The organism is Mesorhizobium sp. M0615, from assembly GCF_040320805.1.
GTDB lineage: Bacteria > Pseudomonadota > Alphaproteobacteria > Rhizobiales > Rhizobiaceae > Mesorhizobium.
In genome coordinates this window covers 85,881-108,261 of the sequence record NZ_JAMYQI010000002.1, presented here as the reverse complement: position 1 = coordinate 108,261, position 22,381 = coordinate 85,881, and the positions used below count along the sequence as shown (strand labels likewise).

Below are 22,381 nucleotides of genomic sequence, written 5' to 3'. Positions count from 1 at the left end.
CAGCAAGGGAAGGACGAGACCATGCATGTCATTCTTGGAGGTACCGGCCATGTCGGCTCGGCGGCGGCAATGGCGCTGTTGCGGCAGGGCGAGGATGTCACGGTGGTGACGCGCGACGAGTCGAAGGCCGCATGGTTGGTTGAACAGGGCGCGGAGGCCGCGGTTGCCGATGTGCTCGATGTCGAGGCGCTGCGTGAAGTCTTGCGGCGCGGCAAGCGGGCGTTTCTGCTCAACCCGCCGGCCGATCCATCGACCGACACCGACGCCGAGGAGCGCAAGACGGTTGGCGCCATTGCGGCGGCGCTGGAGGGCTCCGGCCTCGAAAAGCTGGTGGCGGAATCGACCTACGGCGCGCAGGCCGGCGAGGGTGTCGGCGATCTCACCGTCCTTTACGGCCTCGAGCAGAAGCTGAAGGCCCAGGCCATTCCGGCAAGCATCAACCGCGCCGCCTATTACATGAGCAACTGGGATCAGGCCCTGGAGACGGCGCGGCGCGACGGCGTCATCACCTCCTTCTTCCCGGCGGATTTCGAGCTGCCGATGGTGGCGCCGCAGGATCTCGGCGAGGCTGCGGCGAGACGTCTGCTGGAGCCGGCGGACAAGACCGGCACGCACTATATCGAGGGTCCTCGGCGCTACTCCGCCGCCGATGTCGCCGCAGCCTTCAGTGCGGCGTTGCGCAAAAACGTGCGCGTGGTCACGGTGCCGCGGGAGCGCTGGACAGAAACCTACGAAAAACTAGGCTTCTCCAAAGCGGCGGCCGAGTCCTATGCCCGCATGACCGGGGCCACGCTGGACAAGCCGATGCAGCCGGAAAACCCGGAGCGCGGCACGACCAGCCTGGAAAGCTATATTGCTGCGCTCGTCGAGGGCCGGCCGGAAGACCTGTTGAAGGGCGCCGCGTAAAGTGAAGGGTTGCTGTTGAGAAACAGGCGCTTCGACGACCTACGTGGCCCGCTATTCCTATTGCCTGACCGTTCGGCAGTTGCCCGCCGGCGGCGTGGTCTTGCAGATATCGATGGAGGTGCGCGTGTCGCCGTGACCGGTTTCGGTTATCAGATTCAGGTCCAAAAGTTCGTATGTCACGAGGTATCGTATGCTGTCGTCGGGTATTTTTTGCATGGCCGATACGATCCACGAACCTGCTTTCATCTCGGTGAAATAGCTGTCGACCTTGCGTTCATACCATTTGGGTATCGGAACGAGGACGATGGTCTTCTTGCCGTGGATTTTCTTGGCGGCCGGCAGCATGATCCGGTGAATGCCGACAAAGGCGCGGCTGTCTGCCAGGCGCCGTACGCCGCCCGCAAGAACCATCGTACAAGCTGACGAACAGACTGCGCCGACGGGGTTGGCGACGCCGAAGCGGAGGTCGCCCGGCCCGCAGGCTTTTGTGTCTGGCGCGCATTCGGAGAACTCCGTCTTGCCAACCATCGTGTCGAGCCCGCTGGCGCGGATCATATGGCCAAGCGCCATCGCCGCATCGGTCTCGCCGCCCGGGGAATTCAACGCCAAAGGCAATTTGCGGGGGCCGAGTTTTTTCAGCAAAGCCTTCAGCAAAGCTGGCGTGCCGGCCACGATGTGACCTTCCGCCGAAATCCATTCCGGGCATGTCGGCTCGCATCCTGGCGTGCTGTTGCGTACAACGACGAAGTGCATCGGCGGTGTATATGCCAGTATGGCAGGCTCAGGCGTCGTTTGGGCGATCGCGCCGCCAATCGCCAGCAGCACGAAAACCAACGTCCATGCGAATGTCTTCATGCCGAGCCTCGCCTGGCAGAGCATCACTTGAGAAATGGGTCTTTGCAAGCATTATCAAAACAAGCCGAGCACGTGTTTCTATGGGCCGCGCACTATCTCTGCATGATGGACAGGCAGCTACTGGCGGCCCCTGTCTGAACCGTCGTCGCTTTCCGCCGCCCCCTCCCACCCGAACACACTGCGCCCGCCAAGCAGATGCGACTGGTCGAACTCGCCGGCGACGATCTCCTTAAGGCTTGGCCCGGTGACGTAGCGCTCCAGCCGCCGCGCTTCGCCATCCAGCCGCTGCAGCGCGCCGAGCTCTTCCTCGCGGCCGAGCTTGGCCTTGCCGACGGCCGATTTCAGCACCGCGATCGTCTCGTCATAGACTTTCAGCGGCACCGGGAAGGGGTGGCGGTCCTTGCCGCCATGGGCGAGCGAGAAGCGCGCCGGATCGGAGAAGCGGCAGGGCGCGCCATGCACCACTTCCGCCACCATGGCCAGCGCCCGCACCGTGCGCGCGCCGACGCCGGGCACCAGCAGCAGCTCGGGAAAGTCGGCCGGCCCGCTTTCGATGGCGGCGGAAATGTTGCCGTGCAGCCGGTGCATGACGATGTCGCTCTCGCGCACGTCGTGATGCGCCGGCATCACCAGATTGGGCAGCATCGGCTGCGCCGCCGGTTTCGCAGGCGCTGCTTTCGGCGGCGGCTCCAGCACGGCAAGCTCGTCGAGGATCCGTTCCGGGCTCATGGTCTTCAACAGGTCGATCTGGCCGCTACGTGACGGCGCGGCGCGATGGTCGGTCAGGTTGACGATCTCGCCCTGCCGCTCGCCCTCGATCGCCGCATGCGGCTGGTCGACGAAGCTTGTCAGCCCTTCCGACAGCCAGTGATAGCGCCGCGCCTGGCGGCTGTCGCCGTTCATGCCTTGCTGCACCACCACCCAGCGGCTGTCGTCGGTGACGATGAAGCCGTGCAGATAGAGGTCGAAGCCGTCCTGCACGGCCGCACTGTCCACTTTGGCGACCAGGCGGCTGGCGGTGGCGAGTGCCGCGCCATCGATGCCGACGCGTTCGCCGATCGCGGTCAGCTCCTGCGGCGTCTTGCGCGAATGCGCGCCGCGCCCGCCGCAGACATGGATGCCGAGCTCGCGCGACATCGGGTTCAGCCCGCGCTTCAGCGCGCCGACGACCGAGGTGGTGATGCCCGAGGAGTGCCAGTCCATGCCCATGACGGCGCCGAAAGACTGGAACCAGAACGGATGCGCCAGCCGCCGCAACAGCTCGTCGCGGCCATAGTGATGGATGATCGCCTCGCACAGCACAGCGCCCAGCCGCGTCATGCGATCGCCCAGCCATTTCGGAACCCGCCCGCCATGCAGCGGCAAATCCGCACTGCCGCTTCGCTGCGTCAAGTGAAAGCTCCGTGGCTAAGGCGCACCGGCGGTGCGCCTGTGATCTAGATGGCATTTGGGGGGCGATTTGCAAGTGGGGTGGGGGCGGCGACTATCGTCGCCCTACGCTCTTCTTGGCGTCTCGCCGAAAGATGCAGTTACGCCGCCTGTCGCACCTGGCAATAAGGTCGGCTCCATGCTTGTAGGCGAGACAGGTCTCGAATAGAGCTTACCCAGCCGACGGCAACTATTAAAATCAAAAACGATGTCGCAATTCTGGTGGGTAAATCACAGTCAGACCGCCTGCCAAGAGATCGACGGGCAATATCTCTGGTCGCCCAAAACTCAGAAGAATGGGGCACGCAGCGAGTTCTACAAAAATATGCGTCGGGCGACACCTGGTGACCTCGTGTTGTCTTTTTTCGGTCAAGCCGTGCGCTATATTGGTCGGGTAGCGGAGTTTGCATTCACAGCACCGAAACCACCGGAGTTCAAGAACACTGGAGCCAATTGGAACGAGGAAGGTTGGCTTCTCCCGGTGTATTGGGCGCCGCTCCTGCCGACGGTGCGCCCGTCGGACATAATTGGCGAATTGGGTCCGCTTCTGCCTCCCCGATACTCGCCCATCGACCCAAACTCCGGATCAGGCCGTCAAAACGCCTATCTCGCGAGCGTATCGCAAGAGGTGTTTCACACCATTGTCGCGGGTACAGCTTTCGACCGCGAAGCTCTGAGGCGTGGTGGCGCAAACAGTCTCACTTTCGAAGTCGTCAATGAAATTTTAGAGGACGTCGTTGAGCGCCGTATCCGAGACGACCTCCAACTCGAGGACACTGTAAAGACGAGCGTCATTCAAGCTCGTCGCGGCCAAGGTAAATTTCGTTCCAATGTCGAAGCCATGGAGCGCTCGTGCCGACTCACAGGGGTCACCAATCCCTCGTTGCTGATTGCAAGCCACATCAAGCCTTGGCGCCTATGCGCTTCCGCGCAGGAGCGCTTGGACGGCATGAACGGGCTGCTCCTCACGCCTGATGCCGACCACCTCTTTGACCGTGGCTTCATCAGTTTTGAAGATAGCGGGCAGGTCCTCATATCCCAGCGCGTCGACAAGACTGATTTGCGGCGGCTCGGTTTCGAGCAATTGGTGATGCAGAGTTTCGGCTTTGCCGAAGCCCCCGCCGTCTGGCGCACTAGCACGTTCACCCCGCCGCAGCAGGCTTACCTCGCTCACCATCGAGAGGATGTGTTTGTGGCATAGCTCGCATCAACTGAGCGGTCAGCCGTCAGGTCCCCCTACCTCGCCGCCCCCTAAAACACCGCCTTCTCCAAGACCGGCTCCAGTGATTCAGCAAATGGCGTCGCCAGGTGGTGTCGGTCGCGGAAGGCGAGTTGGCCGTTGATGAACACGTGGCAGGTTTGGGCGTCGCAGAACTGGCTGGTCAGGTCGACATAGGTGGCGCCGGGCACGCTGCGCACGACGTCGCGCTCGGCCGCGGCGATGTCGTCGTTCGCCGCCGCGTCCCTCGGCGTGTCGCAGACTTCAGGCACCTGCCCGCGCCACAGCGCCCGCGCCACGCATTTGTCGGCATAGCTTCCATTGTAGGGAACGTCCCGGATTACCGCGACCTTGATCCCGGCCCGGCTGAATGCCGCCAGCGTCCAGCGCAGGCCGGCCTTCCACTCCTCGTTCCAATCGGCGTGCTTCAGTTCCTCGGGCGATTCCTTCATCACATTGCCGATCGAGAATTCCGAGATCACCACCATGTGCGGGTGCAACGCGATAATGTCCTTGACCGATTGCTCCCGCCACTGGTCGCATTCGGTGTAGTCGCGCTTCAGCCGCCAGTTCCAGGTCGTCACCCGCGAGGCACGGCAGGACGATTTGAGATAGGTGACGAGGCGATAATTGTTCTTGGCCGCCGCCTCGATCAGCGGCGTCGACCAGTGGTCGGCATGCGAATCGCCGAACAGCGCAATCGAGCGCCCGGCGTCCTTGTTGCCGAACACGCAGGCCTTCGGCGTCACCGTCTCAAAGGAGAGAATACAGCCGGCCGCGCGCGCCGTGGACGGCTGCGCGGCGCTGGCGGCAATGCTGCGCTGCTCAGGGTCCAGATCGTGGACGGCAAGCCTGGCATTGGCGTAGGCGGCTGCGACGCCGGTGCCGGTCAGGAGGACGGCCGGCACCAGCGCCCGCGCCGCACTGGCCATCAGCCAGCCATTGCGGCGGATCGGGTTTTCGATGACATGATAGGTGAACCCCGACAGCGCCAGCGTCAGCGCCAAGCAGCCGAGCCGCTGCAGCGGCGAAAGTTCCGGCGTCAGCATCGTGGCATACACGATCACCGGCCAGTGCCAGAGATAGAGCGAGTAGGAGAGTTTGCCGACCCATTGCAGCGGCGCCAGCGCCAGTGCCTCGATCGGGCTTTTCTTAGCGCTCTCCTGCTGCGCGTGCGCCGCTCCTGCCAGCAGCAACAGCACGGTGCCGGCCACCGGCACCAGGGCGAGGAAACCCGGGAAGGGCGTTTCGTCGCTGAAGGAAAGATAGGCGCCGGCAATCAGCGCTAGGCCGAGCCACGCCAGCGGCGTGGCGAGCCGCGGGCGGTTTTGCCAGACTTGCTGCGGCACCATGCTGGCCAGCCCGCCGGCGGCGAACTCCCAGGCGCGTAGCGGCGAGAAATAGAAGGCCCAGGGCTGCGAGACCGTGGTGAGCCACGCGCAGACGGCGAACGAGACGAGGCCGGCAATGCCGATCACCAGGATCGCGCCGCGCTTGCCGGGGCGCAGCCATGCCGCCAGCACAAGCAGCGCCGGCCAGGCGACATAGAACTGCTCCTCCACCGACAGCGACCAGAAATGGACAAACGGGTTGCTGGCCGTATCGGCGGCGAAATAATCGAACGACCAGCGGATCAGCCACAGATTGATCATGTAGGCCGAGGCGAACATGGCGGCTTTGGAATAGAGCGATTGTTCCTCCGGCGACAGGATGAAGGCGCCGGCCACCAGTGTGGCGAGGATGACGAACAGCGACGCCGGCAACAGCCGCCGAGCGCGCCTGGCATAGAAGCGCCACAGGTTGAGCCGCCCGGTCTCGGTGATTTCGGCAAGCAGGTGTTTTGTGATCAGATAGCCCGAGATGACGAAGAAGATGTCGACGCCGGTGAAGCCGCCGGGCAGGCCGGTGAAGCCGAAATGAAAGGCGATCACGCCTGCCACCGCCAAGGCACGCAGTCCTTCGATATCGGGCCGGAACGATGCTGACACGATTTGCCACCTCGTGCTGGTGCATGACCCCGCCTCGGCGAGTAACGATCGCGCCGGGATCATACGTGCGGCAGCTTTGCGCCCAACGGGACACGGCGCTGCAACCGTTGACAGTCGGACCAAGACTCCGCCCTATGGGTCGATATCGCAATGCAACAAATCTAACGCAGTGCAACATTGGAGGAGGCGACGCCGCTGATCTCCCCCCTTGAGGGGGAGATGGCCGGCAGGCCAGAGGGGGTCGGTTCGACCGGACTCGGCCCAATCCTGCAAGTGAAGGCAGGCGCTCCACGCGCGGCGACCCCCTCTGTCGCCTTCGGCGACATCTCCCCCTCGATGGGGGAGATTAGGTCCCCGCCTCCTTCGCCAAATCTCCGACATCCGGGGTCGGCCCTTGCGTTGCCCCCGTCACACGCATCGGCTATCCAACCGGCAGCCATGCAATTCAAACGGAGCCTCCCATGACCAACACCACCATTTTCAAATTCGGCGCTGTCGAGCATGCCGAGGGCGGCGACTTACCGGGCTGGATCGTTGTGGCGGGCCGGCCGACCATGCAGACCGCCGTGCAGCACACCACCGCCGACGGCAAGGTGCTGTCGGGCACCTGGCGGGCCTCGCCCGGCACTTATCACGCCACCTACACCGACTATGAGTTCGTGCACATGATCGCCGGCCGCATCATCATCACGCCCGATGGCGGCACGCCGGTCGAGGTCGGTCCGGGCGATGCGTTCGTGGTCGAAGCCGATTTCAAGGGCACCTGGCAGATCATCGAGCCGGTAACCAAGCACTTCGTCGTCAAGCTTGCTTGATCGACGTCGTCAGGCTTGCCTGATCGGTGCCGATACACCTCGGCCGGCGCGGTTCATCGCCAGCGTCCCCCTCGCCCAGCAGGGGAGGGGGACGTAGCGAAGCGAATATCGGTTAAGAGGGCGTCACCTCGTTCGCTTCGAACCGATGCGGATCGAAAAGCTGAGACGATGGCGTTCTGCGGAGCCTGGTCGAGATAACGCAGGCCAGGACTGCTGCCGGGTCGCCGGCGCGTCAGCCAAGAGCGAGCGGCGCACTTCGAGAGTGCATGCCGCCCGTCCGGCGCCGGGCCGTCAATGCTGTTGTTACGAAACCCCCCAGCCCCGTCTCAACCGCCACGGCCATGGCGTGACCCATGGCTTGCTATACGCATGCAGCACCGCGGTCTGTCAACGCCGCCCGCGATGGCCGCGGGGGGTCGCCATTGCACCTCCCGGCCAGCTTCCAACCGGCCGCGCGGACGCCATTCGCCGCTACAAAATGCGCTTGAAATGGCGGTTTTCCGGGTGTTCCGGCCGCTCCGGAGCGGCCCTTTGGCGCGACAGAGGTCGCGATCTAGGCGATTGGATGAATTTGTCTTTCGCGGCTGAACGTTTCAGGAGCCGGTTTGTAAACCTGACTTTTTTTGGGTGTATTTCCCTGACGTCAGTTTTGCACTCCAGCCGGCCCGATCGACCCGCCGGAGGGCAAGCCTCAGGGGCCGGCGTCGGCGCTCTGAGTCTCTCGGACCGACGGGCGCCGGACCATGCCGATGACGACATAGGCCGCCGCGCCCAGCGCCGTGATCCAGAAGCTCGTCGGCCAGTCGGTCAGGAAGGCGAGCGTCAGGCTGATCCAGGCGATGATCACGGCAAGCGCGATGGACGTCAGCACGCCGGCTCCGACGCCGCTGGTAAGCCTGAGCGCGGTGGCTGCAGGCGCCACCATCAGCGCGAAGACGAGCAGCACACCGACGATCTGCACCGCCTCGGACGTGGCGACGGCGACCAGCACCATGAACAGGGTCGAGACAAGAGTGAGCGGCACGCCGCGCGCTTCGGCGAGTTCCGGCTGCAGGCTGGCGAACAGCAGCGGCCGCGCGATCAGCAAAAGCGCGACAAGGATCGCCACCGCCAGCACCGCAAGCACGATAACGGTGCGCAGGCTGATGCCCAGCACATTGCCGAACAGCACGTTGGTCGCCTGCGAGGCGAAGGCGGTGTAGAAATGCAGAAACAGCAAGCCCAGGCCGAGCGACAGCGTCAAAACGATGCCGATGGCGACGTCGCGATGCGCGCGTTCGCCGAGCAGGCCGATGCCGATGCCGGCGGCGACGGTAAACACGGTGAGGCCGAGAAACGGCGACAGCCCGATCAGGCCGGCGCCGGTGGCGCCGGGAAAGCCGACATGGGAGAGCGCATGACCGGCGAAGGTCTGGCCCCGGAGCACGAGGAAATAGCCGACCGCGCCCGAAACGATGCCGACGATGGTGCAGGCATAGAAGGCGTTGCGCATGAATTCATAGTCAAAGATCGTGGACATGCGCCCCGCTCTCCAGTTCGACATCGTCGGCCATGACGAAGATGCGGCCGGCAACCCGCACCACATTGATATGCGTGCCGTAGAGTTTCGACAGCACCGGACCGCTGATGACCTCGTCGACGGAGCCGATCGCCGCCTTGCGGTTGCCGAGATAGAGCACGCGGTCGACGGCGCGCAGCAGCGGGTTGATCTCGTGCGAGCAGAACAGCACGGCAATGCCGAGCCGTTCGCCGATCTGATGCACCAGGTCGATGATCGCGCGCTGATGGCCCGCGTCAAGACTGATCAGCGGCTCGTCGAGCAAAAGCAGTTGCGGATTGCCGATCAAGGATTGCGCGATCAGGATGCGCTGGCGCTCGCCACCGGAAAGCTCGCCCAGCGGCCGCCGCGCAAGGTCGCCGGCGCCCACCTCTTCAAGTGCCTTCCACGCCGCCTCCTTCTCGGCAGCCGATGCGACGGGCCAGCCCCAGCGATGCCCGCCGGCGGCACTCAGCACGAAGTCGAGGCCGCTGACGCCGACATCGCCAAGCGCGCGCCGCGCCTGCGGCATATAGCCGATGTCGGCGTTGCCGCGCGTGGGCGATTTGCCAAGCACCGAAATGGCGCCGCCGGCCGGTTTGATCAGGCCGAGAATGGCGCGCAGCATCGTCGTCTTGCCGGCGCCATTGGCGCCGAGCAGGCCGACAAAGGCGCCTTGCGGTAGAGAAAAGGAGACGTCGGATAAAACCCGGCGTCCCCCATAGGTCAGCGTGACCTTGTCGAATTCGATTGCGTTCATTTAGTCACATTCATTCGCGTCACGTTCATTGTGTGCGGGCCGCGAGCGCCTTCTGGACCGCGTCGATCTGGCCGCCGAACCAGGTCTGGATCGTCTGGCCCGCCGGTTCCGTCTCGGTGACGCCGATGACCGTGACCTTGTTCTGCTTGGCGATGTCGAGCAGCCTTGTCGTTGCCTCGTCGGTCACCTGCGAATTGTAGAACAGGATCTTGGCCGAGCCGTCCTTCAGGCTGTTTTCGAACGCCGCCACCTGCGTGGCGCTCGGCTCCGCATCGTTCATCAAGGCCACCTGGAAATCGTAGTTCAGCATCTTGAGACCGAGCGCTTCCGCCATGTAGCCGAAGACCGGCTCGGTAGCCGTCACCTCGGTTCCGGCATAGGTGTTCTTGACGTCGGCGATTTCCTTGTCAATGGCCTCGAGCGAGGTCTGGAATGCCTTCAGGTTCGCCTCATAATGCACGGCATTGGCCGGATCGCGCTTGGCAAGATCGGCGCTCAGCGCCTTGGCGATGGCCGGCATCGTCGCCGGGTCGTACCACAGATGCGGATTGTCGCCCGACTTCTTGCCGATCAGGTCGGCGGCGACGATGGTCGTGCGATCCTTGGCTGTCGAGGCGGACAGCAGCTTGTCCATCCACGGATCGTAATCGGCGCCGTTATAGATGACGATCTTTGCATCGGCGATGGTGCGCGCCGTCGACGGGCTGGTCTCGAACAGATGCGGATCGTCGTCGGGATTGGCCAGGATGCTGGTGACGGTGACGTTGCTGCCGCCGATCTGGCGGGCAAGGTCGCCATAGAAATTCTCGGCCGCCACGATGGTCAGCTTGTCTTCGGCGCCGACAGCCGTGCCGGTCAAAAGCGGCACCGCGACGAGCAGCGCGGCGAGAAAGGGAATGCGACGCATCCGTGGTCTCCTTGCAGTCTGAAATGTATGTCGCCGGAGAGGCGGGCTGTGTAACTGTATAACAGTAACAATATAACGTTTGCGTCGAAAATACGGCTGATGTCAATGGGCTTGTTGAGCCGCTCAGTTTTTCACGCGCACAAAAGCGTGAGCGGCCTGCGCCGATCAGGCGGAGCCACTCGTGGCGGTATCCTGATGAATTCGCGGCGGGTAAGTTCCTTGCTTGTTGCCGTCAGTTTTGCGGGCGCCTTCCCTCCCACGCGTCCTGCAACAGGGCGCGGATTGCGGCGCGGTCGAAAGGCCGCGGATTCCAGTATGGGTTCCTGGTCGCGATCTCAGCGGCGCGGTCGAGATCGGCCTGCATGAGGCCGAGTTCTTTCAATGTAAGGGGCGCGCCGACCGCCTTGGCGAAATCGTGGAGACCGCCGCCCGCGCTGCCGCCAAACAAGTCGGCGACCGGCTTCAACAAGTCGGGCACCGCGACGGCGTTGAAGCCGATCGTGTGCGGCAACATCACCGCATGCGTCTCGGCATGCGGCATGTCGAAAGAGCCGCCGAGCGTATGACAGATCTTGTGATGCAGCGCCATGCCGACGGCGCCGAGCACCGTACCGCACAGCCAGGCGCCGTAAAGCGCATCGCCGCGTGCATCGATGTTTCCAGGCTCCTTGGTCAACACCGGCAGCGCCGCCGTCATGGCGTGCAATCCTTCTTTCGCCATCAGGGTGGAAATCGGATTGCGATCCTGCGCGTAAAGCGCTTCGGCCGCGTGCGCCATGGCGTTGAGTCCTGACGCGACGCTCATCGCTATCGGCAGGCCGACGGTCAGCTCTGGATCGTAGATCACCACTTCCGGCAGGATCCTGGCGTCACGCATTGTGGTTTTTTCGCCGTTCTCGGTCTGACCGAGGATCGGCGTCACCTCCGAGCCGGCATAGGTGGTCGGGATGACGATCTGCGGCAGGTCGGTGCGCCAGGCGATCGCCTTGCCGAGACCGGTGGTCGAGCCGCCGCCAAGCGCGACAACGCAGTCAGCCTTGACCTCGGTTGCCTTGGCCATTGCCGTTTGGGTTACCTCGACCGGCGTGTGCATGGCGGCGCCCGAAAAGATGCCGGCCGCCAGCGCGCCGAGGGACTTGGCAAGCGCCTCGCCGTCGGCAGCCCGATGCGGCGTCGACAGCACCAGCGCGCGCTTGCAGCCGAGTTTTTCGATCCAGGTGCCCACCTCGGACGACGCGCCATTGCCGAAGACAATATGCGCAGGGCTGCCGGAGTAGGTGAACGTCCTTGTCATGCCGATCCGCTCCCTTTGCATATTGTCACTGTGACGGAGCCGAAATCGAGCGACCAGCTCTCGCCGCCGGCGACATCGTTTGCGTCGTCACCGTCTCGCAAGCGGGGCCTGATCTCTCCCGCGTACTCGCAAACGTATCGCCTTTACCACAAAAACGTCAAAAAAGTATCAGTGAGGTGGACACACCGTGGTGGCGGCTGCATGAATTGCCGCCTAAGCTTCGATCACTGCAGAGAGCGGCAAACGCGGCCTGCGGGAGATGGCACTGCAACTGGTCGCATGACCGGACCGGCGCCGGGAGGAACTGACATGAATCCGGACTTGGAAGTCGTCCAGATCAGACGCGGCGAGTCGTTCAAGGCCTGGGCCCACGGCTACCCCTTCCACACGGTGCGCTGGCACTTCCACCCCGAATACGAAATCCATCACGTCGTCGCCACCACGGGCCATTATTTCGTCGGTGACTTCATCGGCGAGTTCGAGCCCGGCAACCTCGTGCTCACCGGCCCGAACCTGCCGCACAACTGGGTCAGCGACGTGCCGGCAGGCGCCAGCGTGCCGCTGCGCGGCCGCGTCGTGCAGTTCTCGCAAGAGTTCATTGCCGACGCCACCGCCGCGTTGCCGGAACTTGCCGGTTGTGAAAACATTCTCGAGCTCAGCCGCCGCGGCGCGCTGTTCTCCACCGCTACCGCCAAGCTCGCCGCACCTGTGCTGGCCGAACTGGTCGAAGCGCAAGGCGTTCGCCGCATCGCTTTGTTCATGGAACTGATCGATATTCTGAGCCGCGCCGCCGATGTGCGGACGCTCACCAGCGCCAGCTATCTGCCGGATCCCTCAGGCTTCATGTCGGCCGGCGTCAACAAGGCGCTTGCCTATATCAACGCCAACCTGACCGAGCCGTTCAGCGAAAGCGATCTGGCGGCGATCGCCGGCCGCAGCCCGAGCGCGTTTTCGCGCAGCTTCCGCCGCCATACCGGCATGGCGCTGGTGCAGTATGTCAACCGGTTGCGCATCAACCTCGCCTGCCAACTGCTGATGAGCGAGGCCGACATGCCGATCACCGAGATCTGCTATGCCGCCGGCTACAACAACATCTCGAATTTCAACCGCCAGTTCCTGACCCAGAAAGGCATGTCGCCTTCGCGCTTCAGGGCCCTGCTGGCGGAAAACATCAGCGCGGAGATTGCCGCCTAACAGGGAGGACCGGGAGGAGCCTAGACGTTTACTGAGGTAAGAACGCGGGGTGCGTTGGAGGCGCCCCGTGCTGGAGATCGCTTGTCCCGAAATCCAGAGATATCAAGGGGATGCGCAGCACGGATCAAGTGCTCCGTTGTTCCTCGCAACAGCCGACTGCAGTCAAGGCCCGGCGCCATGTGGTGTCCAGGGCTTCATGAAACCATTCCTTGAAACGGAGCTATCAAAATGACCAGATTTGCCTGGAAATCGACGGGAGCCATTGCGCTCACTCTGTCTCTTCTTGGCGGCACCGCTGCCTTTGCCGCCCCGGTTACCGACGCCACGGTCGCCTTCTTGATGCCCGACCAGGCCTCGACGCGCTACGAGCAGCACGACTATCCCGGCTTCGTCGCCGAGATGAAAAAACTCTGCCCCGGCTGCAAGGTGATCTACCAGAACGCCGATGCCGACGCCTCGCGCCAGCAGCAGCAGTTCAACTCGGTAATCTCGCAGGGCGCCAAGGCGATCGTGCTTGACCCTGTCGACTCGACCGCCGCCGCCTCGCTGGTCAAGCTGGCGCAGAGCCAGGGCGTCAAGGTCATCGCCTATGATCGCCCGATCCCGACTGCACCTGCCGACTTCTACGTCTCGTTCAACAATGAAGGCATCGGCAAGGCCATTGCCGACTCGCTCGTCGAACACCTCAAGGCGCTGAAGGTCGACCCGGCCAGCGGCGGCCTGCTGCAGATCAACGGATCGCCGACCGACGCGGCCGCAGGGCTGATCAAGAAGGGCATCCATTCCAGCCTCGACAACAGCGGCTACAAGATCCTTGCCGAATACGACACGCCGGAATGGGCGCCGCCGAAGGCGCAGCAATGGGCAAGCGGCCAGATCACCCGCTTCTCCACGCAGATCGTCGGCGTCGTTGCGGCCAATGACGGCACCGGTGGTGGCGCCATCGCCGCTTTCAAGGCCGCCGGTGTCGATCCGGTGCCGCCGGTGACCGGCAACGACGCGACGATCGCCGCACTGCAGCTGATCATCGCCGGCGATCAGTACAACACCATCTCCAAGCCGAGCGAGATCGTTGCGGCGGCTGCCGCCAACGTCGCCGTCCAGCTTCTGTCGGGCGAGACGCCGAAGGCCGAAATGACCCTCTACGACACTCCTTCGCAGCTGTTCACGCCGGCGGTGGTGACGCAGGAAAACCTAAAGGCCGAGATCATCGACAAGAAGATCAACACCGCCGAAGAGCTTTGCGTCGACCGCTACGCCGAAGGTTGCAAGAAGCTCGGCATTACAAAGTGACAATGCAGGTCGCCCAAAAGTGCGCAGCGGTTTTGGGATAACGACATGCATAAAAGGATGACCTAGAATCCTGATCCTGCTTTCCGGCCGCCCTTGCGGTGGCCGGAAGTTCGCAGTCACTCTTGACCGCCCATCCGGAAAGGTTTGCCACCATGTCTGACATCTCTGACGGACCGGTTTCGGCAGGCGAGCTGGTGCTCAGCCTGCGCGGCATCTCGAAGAATTTCGGCGCCGTTTCGGCGCTCACCGATATCGATCTCGATGTCCATGCCGGCGAGGTGGTGGCGCTGGTCGGCGACAATGGCGCCGGCAAGTCGACGCTGGTCAAGATTCTGGCCGGCGTCCACCAGCCGAGCTCGGGCACCATCAATTTCCGCGGCAGGCAAGTGACGATGCCCGACCCGAGCGCCGCGCTGACGCTCGGCATCGCCACCGTCTTCCAGGATCTCGCACTGTGCGAAAACCTCGACGTCGTCGCCAACATCTTTCTCGGCAAGGAGATCAACCCGCTGCGGCTGGACGAGGTGGCGATGGAAATTCGCGCCTGGACGCTGCTCAACGAATTGTCGGCGCGTATTCCAAGCGTCCGCGAGGCGGTCGCCTCGCTGTCCGGCGGCCAGCGCCAGACCGTGGCGATCGCCCGCTCGCTGCTGCTCGACCCCAAGGTCATCCTGCTCGACGAGCCGACCGCCGCTCTTGGCGTCGCCCAGACGGCGGAAGTGCTGAACCTCATCGACCGGGTGCGCGAGCGTGGGCTCGGCGTGCTGATGATTAGTCACAATATGGAGGACGTGCGCGCCGTCGCCGACCGCATAGTCGTGCTCAGGCTCGGCCGCAACAACGGCGTCTTCGAACCCGACGCCTCGAACCAGGAACTGGTCAGCGCCATCACCGGCGCCGCCAACAATGCAGTGTCGCGCCGCGCCGAACGGCGCAAGGCCGCCGAACAAGCGAACAATCAGGAGCAGCGGCCATGAGCGCGGAGCCCAAGCAGGACACCTCCTCGTCGACGGCCCTCGACCGCAGCGACGTGCGCGTCAAGCACCAGGCCGGCGTTGGTGGCGCCATCAGCGCCTTCTTCGACCGCGTCCGCTCCGGCGACCTCGGCTCGTTGCCGGTCATCGTCGGCCTGGTCATCATCTGGAGCGTGTTCACCGCCCTCAATCCGGTCTTCGTCTCGTCGAGCAATCTGGTCAATCTCCTGTTCGACTGCTCGACCGTCGGCGTCATCGCGCTCGGCATCGTCTGTGTGCTGATGGTCGGTGAGATCGACCTGTCGGTCGGCTCGATCAGCGGCTTTGCCTCGGCCATGGTAGGCACGCTGTGGGTCAACCAGGGCTGGCCGGTGGCGCTCGCCATCCTCGCCGCAATTGCCGTCGGCGGTTTCATCGGCGCGCTCTATGCCTTGCTGTTCAACCGGCTCGGCATGCCAAGCTTCGTCTCGACGCTCGCCGGCCTGCTCGCCGTGCTCGGCCTGCAGCTGTATATTCTGGGCTCCACCGGCTCGATCAATCTGCCCTATGGCTCGAACCTGGTGAATTTCGGCCAGTTGCTGGTCATGCCGGACTGGCTGTCCTATGCACTGGCGGCATTGCCCGGCATCGTCATGCTGATCAGCGGCCTGCGCACCGTCAGCCGCCGCCGGGCCGTCAATTTGTCGGCGCCGTCTGTCGGCGGCCTCATCGTGCGCGTCGCCGCCCTGACCATCCTGCTCGAACTGATCGTCGGCTATCTCAACCAGGCGCGCGGCATACCGTGGATGTTCGGCCTGTTCGTCGGCCTGGTGGTGGCGATGAACTATGCGCTGACCCGCACCCAATGGGGCCGCTCGATGACCGCCGTCGGCGGCAACCGCGAAGCGGCGCGCCGCGCCGGCATCAAGGTGCGCTCGATCTACCTCAGCGCCTTCGTCATGTGCTCGATGTTCGCCGCCCTTGGCGGCGTGCTGTCGGCGGCGCGGCTGGCCTCTGCCAGCCAGCAGGCCGGCACCGGCGACGTCAACCTCAACGCCATTGCGGCGGCGGTCATAGGCGGCACCAGCCTGTTTGGCGGCCGTGGCAGCGCCTATTCCGCGCTGCTCGGGATCATCGTCATCCAGTCGATCGCCAGCGGGCTGACCTTGCTCGATCTGTCATCGTCGCTTCGCTACATGATCACCGGCGCCGTTCTGGCAATTGCGGTCATCGTCGACTCCCTGGCACGCCGCTCGCGGGTTTCCCACGGCCGCGCCTGAACGCAACCGCAATCGATACGAGGATAGAATGGCTCAGGATTTGAGTGGAAAGGTCGCGGCGATCACCGGCGCCGCGTCGGGCATAGGCCTGGAATGCGCGAGAGCGCTGATTGCCGCCGGCGTTCGCGTTGTGCTCGTCGACCGCGCCGAAGACGCGCTGAAAAGCGTCTGCACCGAACTCGGTCCCGACGCGATCCCGCTGGTGATCGATCTGATGAAGCCGGCCAGCGTCGCGACGATGATGCCGCAAATCCTGGACAAGGCCGGCCCGCTCGATATCTTCCACGCCAATGCCGGCGCCTATGTCGGCGGCCCGGTGCTCGAAGGCGACCCCGATGTGTGGGACCGCATGCTGAACCTCAACATCAATGCGGTCTTTCGTTCCATCCACGCCGTGCTGCCGCATATGGTCGAGCGCAAGACCGGCGACATCATCGTCACGTCTTCGATCGCCGGACTGGTGCCCGTGGTCTGGGAGCCGATCTACACAGCGTCGAAACACGCCGTGCAGGCCTTCGTCCATACGGTGCGCCGCCAGGTCGCCCCGCACGGCCTGCGCGTCGGCGCGGTGCAGCCGGGGCCGGTGGTGACAGCGCTGATCAGCGACTGGCCGAAGGACAAGCTTGAGGATGAACTGGCCAAGGGCGGCCTGATTCAACCGGTCGAGGTCGCCGAAGCCGTGCTGTTCATGCTGACGCGGCCAAGGAACGTCACCATCCGGGACCTGGTGATCCTGCCGCAGAGCAATGATTTGTGAGGCAGTAGGCATTAGGCAGTAGGGAATGGGGAGAGGCTCTTGCAACTGACCGTTCACTGCTGACCATCTCGCCTACTGCCTACTGCCTACTGCCTACTGCCTACTGCCTACTGCCTAACCTCTGAGGTTCCCCATGTCCCACTTCCTCGGCATCGACGTCGGCACTGGCAGTGCCAGGGCGGGGGTGTTCGACAGCAAGGGCACCATGCTTGCCTCGGCGAAGCGCGACATCGCTCTGTTCATCGAGCCCGGCGAAATCGCCGAACAGTCGAGCGAGGACATCTGGCGTGCGGTTTGCGCCAGCGTGCGCGAGGCGGTGACCAAGTCGGGGCTTGCCGGGCGCGACATTGCCGGCATTGGCTTCGACGCCACCTGTTCGCTGGTCGTGGTCGGCCAGGATGGCGCGCCGTTGCCGGCCGGCAGTTCCGGCGACAGCCAGCGCAACATCATCGTCTGGATGGATCACCGCGCGCTCGACCAGGCGCAGCGCATCAATGCCGGCAAGCACGCCGTGCTCGACTATGTCGGCGGCACCATCTCGCCGGAAATGGAAACGCCGAAGCTGCTGTGGCTGCGCGAGAACCTGCCCGCCACCTTCGATGCGGCCGAGCATTTCTTCGACCTGACGGACTATCTGACCTGGCGCTCAACCGGCAGCCTGGCGCGCTCGATCTGCACGCTGACCTGCAAATGGACCTATCTCGGCCACGAGCGGCGCTGGGACGATGCCTATTTCCGTGCCATCGGCCTCGGCGCGCTCGCCGATGAAGGCTTTGCCCGCATCGGCACCGAAATCGTCGAGGGTGGCACGGCACTTGCCCAAGGCCTCACTGAGGCCGCCGCGGCCGATCTCGGCCTGCTGCCGGGAACGCCGGTTGCGGCCGGCCTGATCGATGCCCATGCCGGCGGCGTCGGCACGGTTGGCGGGCAGGGCTCGGTCGGCACCTTGCAGTCGCGCATGGCCTATGTGTTCGGCACTTCGGCCTGCACCATGGCCAGCACCAGCGAGCCGGCCTTCGTGCCCGGCGTCTGGGGTCCGTATTTTTCCTCGATGGTGCCGGGGCTTTGGCTCAATGAAGGCGGGCAATCGGCGGCGGGTGCTGCAATCGACCACCTCGTCGCTTTCCATCCGGCCACGGCTGAGGCATCCGCAAAAGCCAAGGCGGAAGGTCTCGGCCTGACCGCTTGGCTTGGTCAGCAGGCGGCGAAACAGTCCGCCGACCTGTCCGCAGTAGCGCACCTAGCCGATGGACTGCATGTCGTGCCGGAATTCCTCGGCAACCGCTCGCCCTTCGCCGATCCCGAGTCCAAGGCCCTGATCGCCGGGCTTGGCATGGACACGTCCCTCGACAGTCTGGTCGCGCTCTATGTCGCCGGCCTGCTGGGCATCGGCTACGGCGTTCGCCAGATCCTGGCGGCGATGGCCAAAAAAGGCATTGCCATCGACACTATCGTCGTCAGCGGCGGTGCGGCGCAAAGCGAGCTGGTACGTCAGCTTTTGGCCGACACCACAGGCCTGACCGTCGCCGGTTCGACCTCGCCCGAACCGGTGCTGCTCGGCTCAGCCATATTGGCTGCGGTGGCGGCGCAAAAATTTCCCGATGTGATCGCGGCGATGACCGGCATGTCGCGCATCGGCGACATCTATCGCCCGGCCGGTGGCGACCTCGTGCCCTGGCACGACAAGCGCTTCGCCGCCTTCGAATTGCTGCAGCAGGCAGGCCGGGCCATCCGCGGTTGAACGGCTTCGCTCACGTCCAGAAATAGCGGACGATGTGGAAGAACACCGGTGCGGCGAAGACCAGGCTGTCGGCGCGGTCCATCATGCCGCCGTGACCCTCGATCAGGTGACCCCAGTCCTTGACGCCCTGGTCGCGCTTGATCGCCGACGCCACCAGCCCGCCGAGGAACCCCATCAGGCAGGCGATGAAGGCGACGCCTGCCGCCGCCAGCGGCGAGAACGGCGTCAGGAACGACAGCAGCGCGCCGAGAAGGCTCGATGCCACCAGCCCGCCGCCCAGCCCTTCCCAGGTCTTCGAGGGCGAGACGGAGGGCGACAGAAGATGCCTGCCGAACAGCTTGCCGAAAATGTATTGCAGCACGTCGCTGCCTTGCACGGTGATGATCAGGAAGGCGATGAGCAGGAGGTTGCGGCCCTCGAAACCGGGCACGTTGAGGGTCAGCAGCGCCGGCACATGGCTGACGCAGTAGACCGAGATCATGACCGCCCATTGCTGCGCGGACACGCGCTCGAGGAAGCGCTCGGTGTCGCCGTTGAGCGCGGTGACCGCCGGCATCAAGAGGAAGCAGTAGACGGGGATGAAAATGGTGAAGAGCCCGTACCAGGCGGTCCACACCAGCCAGTACTGGAAGGGAATGATGATGCCGAACATGCCGAGCAGCACCCAGTGGTCGCTGCGCCGGCTGTGCGTCAGCGTCACGAACTCGCGCAGCGCGGCAAACGAGATCAGCGCAAACAGGATGGTCATGCCGGTGCGGCCGAAGAAGAAGGCGACGGTGATCGCCAGCACCATCACCCACCAGGCGTTGATGCGCTGGTTCAAGTTGACGAGCGTCGAGGGCAGCGGCTTCGGCGCCCGCCATGAGAGGATACCGGCAACGATGCTCGCCATGGTCAGCACGCAGATCAGGCCGGCCAGCAGGATGACGGTTTCATGCATTGGCGGCAGTGTCATACGAAGTCTCTTTGCCTGGTCATGCTAGTGGTCCCGATCGGGACGCGGGTTGAGCGACAGCAGCGTCTGGCGCGCGCGCTCGAGGAAGGTGCGGCGTTCTTCGCCGGGCGCGATCGCCACCGGCGGACCGAAGACGACGCGGCACAGAAGCGGCACCGGCAGGAACTGGCCCTTGGGCAGCACGCGCGACATGTTCTCGATCCAGCACGGGATGAGTTCGACATCGGGCCGCGCCATCGACAGATTGTAGAGGCCGGAGCGGAACGGCAGCAGATCCGCCTCCGTCGTGTTGCGAGTGCCTTCGGGAAACAGGATCAGCGAGTGGCCGTCGTCGAGCACCGACAGCATGATCGAGATCGGGTGTTGCGTTTCGTCGGTCCACTGCCGGTGGATGAGCACGGACGACAGCATGTCCTGCGCGATGAAGCGGCGCAGCCGCGACTTGCCCCAATATTCGGCCGCCGCGATCGCATGGGTCCGGGCGCGCACCTTCTCACTCAGACAGGCCGACAGCAGGATGAAATCACCATGGCTGGCATGGTTGGCGAAGTAGATGCGCTGCCGCTCCGACGGCTGGCTGCCGTTCCAGATTGGTCTGACGCCGGTTACCACCCAGGCCGCCGCCGACAGGCCGACCGACGTCACCGTCTGCAGCAAGGTGAAGGTGTTGGCGCGCAGGTGAAGTTTTGTCATGGCTCAAACAAATGCTGCGAAAAGGGATGCCGCAGCAAACATGGCGAGCGCCATGCGCTGCCTTGTCAGCAGGCGGCGCGTGCCTGCCATGCGATGGTCGAGCGAGCGGCCGCCGGCAGTGGTGGATTTCAGGCGCATGCGCGCCAGCACATCGTCGACCGCGGCACCCCCGGCGGCCTCGCTGGCGTGGCTTGCCATCAGCCGGAACAGCAGCGCATCGAACAAAAGCAAGGCCGAAAGAGCCAGCGTGGCCACGGCGCTCGCCGCCGCGACCAGCCAGGCCGCCGCGGACAGCGCTGTCGTCTGCGGTCCGGCCACCAGGCCGATGACCGGCGCTGCCATCACAGCCGCGACCACCAGCAGGATCGGCCACACCGCCTGCACCATCAGCCCGGCGGCGAATATTTCGGCCTTCTCGGGAAAATTGTCGCCACTCATGCCGGCCAACTCATGTCGGTTCTTCCAGCCCCGGTTCATCCAGCCCGATCTGAAGGTGCACGGGCCTGCCCGACGCGGCGAGTTTCTTGCGCGCCTGTGCAGCTGTGTACGAGCGCCCCGTCACCACCAGCCAGTCGGCGACGACGGCTGCACTGCGCTGGAAGCCGAGCGCGCAGCAGACCAGGACGGTGCCGCGCCGGCGCGCCAGCTCGATCGCCGCCACCGCTCGCTCCAGCCTGTCGTGAGGCGGCGCCACGAGGTCGAGCATCGCGTAGCTGATCCAGCGGCAGGTCACGCCGCGCGGCCGTTCCATCTCGCCGGCAAGGTCGATCACTGTGCCGAAGCGGTTGGCCTCGTCGGCACTCGGAAACCGGCCGAGGAAAACACCGTCGGTGATCTCCGGTTGCGGCGCCAGTTGGCGGGTCCATACCCACACATTGATCCGGGCGCCAAGCCGGTAGGGCAGGAGCAGGATGCGGCTGGCCAGTGAGACACTGGCATCGGCCGCCTTCTGGAACACTTTGGCGCCGGCCCCGGCATAGGCGAAGGCGACGATGGCCAGCGCCAATGCCGGCCACAACAGGATGAGAAAATCGGCGGAGACAAACGCTCCGCCGGCAGCGCCGGCCAAGGCAAGGGCGGCGCCCAGCGCGTAGTAGCCCGCCAGCCGCCGCGCCTTGGGGTCGGCGGTCAGACGAAAACCCCAGAAAGGCAATTCGCCCTTGAACGGAAACAGCCATAGCGCAAACAGGCCGAGCAGCGCGCCGGTCGGAATGTCGATGAAATGATGCTGCCACGTCGTCAGCACCGAGGCGCCGATGAGAAAACACCAGACGTGCCAGACGGGGCGGAGAATGCCGCCGAGACGGTGACGTGCCAGAACGTGACGCCAATGGTCCCAGATGATCACCAGGAGTGCGATGTGCAGGGATGGCGCCTGGTTGAACGGCTTGTCGAAACCACCGAGCACTGCAAACAGGAAACCCGGCAGGCCGGTGGTTTCCGGCCGCACGAATGTCGCCGTCAGCGGGAACGCGATGAAGCAGGCGACGGCAATGATCTGCGCCGAGAGATAACGGCCGGCGAGCCGGTCGACACCGCGCCTGGTCGTGTTGAGCAGCAACGATAGGCCGTAGAACAGATTGATCGACCAATAGGGCACGATCGTCCAGGCGACGAAAGGGATGGCGTGTTCCCAGGCAAACACGATGCTGCCGACATGGTCGCGCCGCGACGCCAGCCAGTTGGCAAAGCCATAGGTCGAATAGAAGAACGGCGCCAGCAGCGCCAGCCAAAGGGCGGCCCTCAGCACGATGCCCAAATAGGGTTCCCGCGCCGGGGCAGGGTCAGTGACAGGCAGGGCCATGG

At 64.4% G+C, this 22,381-nt stretch carries 20 protein-coding genes; 9 read left to right on the top strand and 11 right to left on the bottom strand.

What is annotated here, in order from left to right; translation table 11 throughout:
- Window positions 1–21 precede the first annotated feature (21 nt).
- On the top strand, window positions 22–906 hold the full coding sequence (locus NKI46_RS03245) for an NmrA family NAD(P)-binding protein (protein ID WP_023819108.1): 885 nt from the start codon (window positions 22–24) through the stop codon (window positions 904–906).
- Between the two features lie 57 nt (window positions 907–963).
- Here NKI46_RS03245 and NKI46_RS03240 read toward each other — a convergent pair whose 3' ends face one another.
- Together NKI46_RS03240 and NKI46_RS03235 are read right to left on the bottom strand one after the other, a co-directional pair.
- Entirely contained in the window at window positions 964–1,761 is a 798-nt protein-coding gene (locus NKI46_RS03240) for a COG3904 family protein (RefSeq protein ID WP_352744750.1), read from the bottom strand.
- Between the two features lie 117 nt (window positions 1,762–1,878).
- Window positions 1,879–3,153, bottom strand: a complete 1,275-nt coding sequence (locus tag NKI46_RS03235) for a DUF763 domain-containing protein (protein ID WP_023689001.1) — start codon at window positions 3,151–3,153, stop codon at window positions 1,879–1,881.
- A gap of 244 nt (window positions 3,154–3,397) precedes the next feature.
- On the opposite strand from NKI46_RS03235, the gene NKI46_RS03230 reads away from it, so the two are divergent.
- The gene (locus tag NKI46_RS03230; protein ID WP_023702917.1) at window positions 3,398–4,390 is read left to right on the top strand and encodes an HNH endonuclease; all 993 of its coding nucleotides are present in this window, start codon (window positions 3,398–3,400) and stop codon (window positions 4,388–4,390) included.
- Window positions 4,391–4,440: 50 nt separating this feature from the next.
- On the opposite strand, the gene NKI46_RS03225 is transcribed toward NKI46_RS03230, so the two are convergent.
- Window positions 4,441–6,396, bottom strand: a complete 1,956-nt coding sequence (locus NKI46_RS03225; protein ID WP_352744748.1) for an acyltransferase family protein — start codon at window positions 6,394–6,396, stop codon at window positions 4,441–4,443.
- Window positions 6,397–6,857: 461 nt separating this feature from the next.
- On the opposite strand from NKI46_RS03225, the gene NKI46_RS03220 reads away from it, so the two are divergent.
- Window positions 6,858–7,211 (top strand): cupin domain-containing protein, encoded by a 354-nt coding sequence (locus tag NKI46_RS03220; protein ID WP_023672492.1) that lies wholly within the window; start codon window positions 6,858–6,860, stop codon window positions 7,209–7,211.
- A gap of 691 nt (window positions 7,212–7,902) precedes the next feature.
- Here NKI46_RS03220 and NKI46_RS03215 read toward each other — a convergent pair.
- The 4 genes from NKI46_RS03215 to NKI46_RS03200 form a co-directional block, all read right to left on the bottom strand.
- Window positions 7,903–8,730 (bottom strand): metal ABC transporter permease, encoded by an 828-nt coding sequence (locus NKI46_RS03215; protein WP_352744745.1) that lies wholly within the window; start codon window positions 8,728–8,730, stop codon window positions 7,903–7,905.
- Window positions 8,714–9,508 (bottom strand): metal ABC transporter ATP-binding protein, encoded by a 795-nt coding sequence (locus NKI46_RS03210; RefSeq protein WP_023685455.1) that lies wholly within the window; start codon window positions 9,506–9,508, stop codon window positions 8,714–8,716. The genes NKI46_RS03215 and NKI46_RS03210 overlap by 17 nt, the downstream gene beginning before the upstream one ends.
- A gap of 25 nt (window positions 9,509–9,533) precedes the next feature.
- Window positions 9,534–10,415, bottom strand: a complete 882-nt coding sequence (locus NKI46_RS03205; RefSeq protein WP_352744743.1) for a metal ABC transporter solute-binding protein, Zn/Mn family — start codon at window positions 10,413–10,415, stop codon at window positions 9,534–9,536.
- A gap of 232 nt (window positions 10,416–10,647) precedes the next feature.
- Entirely contained in the window at window positions 10,648–11,709 is a 1,062-nt protein-coding gene (locus NKI46_RS03200) for a maleylacetate reductase (RefSeq protein WP_352519854.1), read from the bottom strand.
- Between the two features lie 309 nt (window positions 11,710–12,018).
- On the opposite strand from NKI46_RS03200, the gene NKI46_RS03195 reads away from it, so the two are divergent.
- The 6 genes from NKI46_RS03195 to NKI46_RS03170 all read left to right on the top strand — a co-directional run bounded on the left by NKI46_RS03195 (window position 12,019) and on the right by NKI46_RS03170 (window position 18,927).
- Window positions 12,019–12,903, top strand: coding sequence for an AraC family transcriptional regulator (locus NKI46_RS03195; RefSeq protein ID WP_023672497.1), 885 nt, complete (start codon window positions 12,019–12,021; stop codon window positions 12,901–12,903).
- Between the two features lie 228 nt (window positions 12,904–13,131).
- Window positions 13,132–14,196, top strand: a complete 1,065-nt coding sequence (locus NKI46_RS03190; RefSeq protein WP_023672498.1) for an ABC transporter substrate-binding protein — start codon at window positions 13,132–13,134, stop codon at window positions 14,194–14,196.
- Between the two features lie 152 nt (window positions 14,197–14,348).
- Window positions 14,349–15,173 (top strand): ATP-binding cassette domain-containing protein, encoded by an 825-nt coding sequence (locus NKI46_RS03185; protein WP_023715131.1) that lies wholly within the window; start codon window positions 14,349–14,351, stop codon window positions 15,171–15,173.
- Complete coding sequence (locus NKI46_RS03180) at window positions 15,170–16,429, top strand: sugar ABC transporter permease (RefSeq protein WP_023672500.1); 1,260 nt, start codon at window positions 15,170–15,172, stop codon at window positions 16,427–16,429. Before NKI46_RS03185 ends, NKI46_RS03180 begins: the two co-directional genes overlap by 4 nt.
- Before the next feature lie 28 nt (window positions 16,430–16,457).
- Window positions 16,458–17,186, top strand: coding sequence for an SDR family oxidoreductase (locus tag NKI46_RS03175; RefSeq protein WP_023685460.1), 729 nt, complete (start codon window positions 16,458–16,460; stop codon window positions 17,184–17,186).
- Between the two features lie 133 nt (window positions 17,187–17,319).
- Window positions 17,320–18,927 carry an FGGY-family carbohydrate kinase gene (locus NKI46_RS03170; protein WP_352744740.1) on the top strand — a complete coding sequence of 536 codons (1,608 nt, stop codon included), beginning with the start codon at window positions 17,320–17,322 and terminating at the stop codon, window positions 18,925–18,927.
- A 10-nt stretch (window positions 18,928–18,937) separates the two neighbouring features.
- On the opposite strand, the gene NKI46_RS03165 is transcribed toward NKI46_RS03170, so the two are convergent.
- From NKI46_RS03165 to NKI46_RS03150, 4 genes are read right to left on the bottom strand one after another with little or no spacing between them, the layout of a single operon-like run.
- Window positions 18,938–19,867, bottom strand: a complete 930-nt coding sequence (locus NKI46_RS03165; RefSeq protein WP_031193489.1) for a phosphatidate cytidylyltransferase — start codon at window positions 19,865–19,867, stop codon at window positions 18,938–18,940.
- 39 nt (window positions 19,868–19,906) lie between these two features.
- Window positions 19,907–20,575 carry a lysophospholipid acyltransferase family protein gene (locus NKI46_RS03160; protein ID WP_023672504.1) on the bottom strand — a complete coding sequence of 223 codons (669 nt, stop codon included), beginning with the start codon at window positions 20,573–20,575 and terminating at the stop codon, window positions 19,907–19,909.
- A 3-nt stretch (window positions 20,576–20,578) separates the two neighbouring features.
- The gene (locus NKI46_RS03155; RefSeq protein ID WP_023693832.1) at window positions 20,579–21,013 is read right to left on the bottom strand and encodes a hypothetical protein; all 435 of its coding nucleotides are present in this window, start codon (window positions 21,011–21,013) and stop codon (window positions 20,579–20,581) included.
- Between the two features lie 10 nt (window positions 21,014–21,023).
- Complete coding sequence (locus NKI46_RS03150; RefSeq protein ID WP_352744737.1) at window positions 21,024–22,379, bottom strand: phosphatase PAP2/dual specificity phosphatase family protein; 1,356 nt, start codon at window positions 22,377–22,379, stop codon at window positions 21,024–21,026.
- Between the last annotated feature and the right edge of the window lie 2 nt (window positions 22,380–22,381).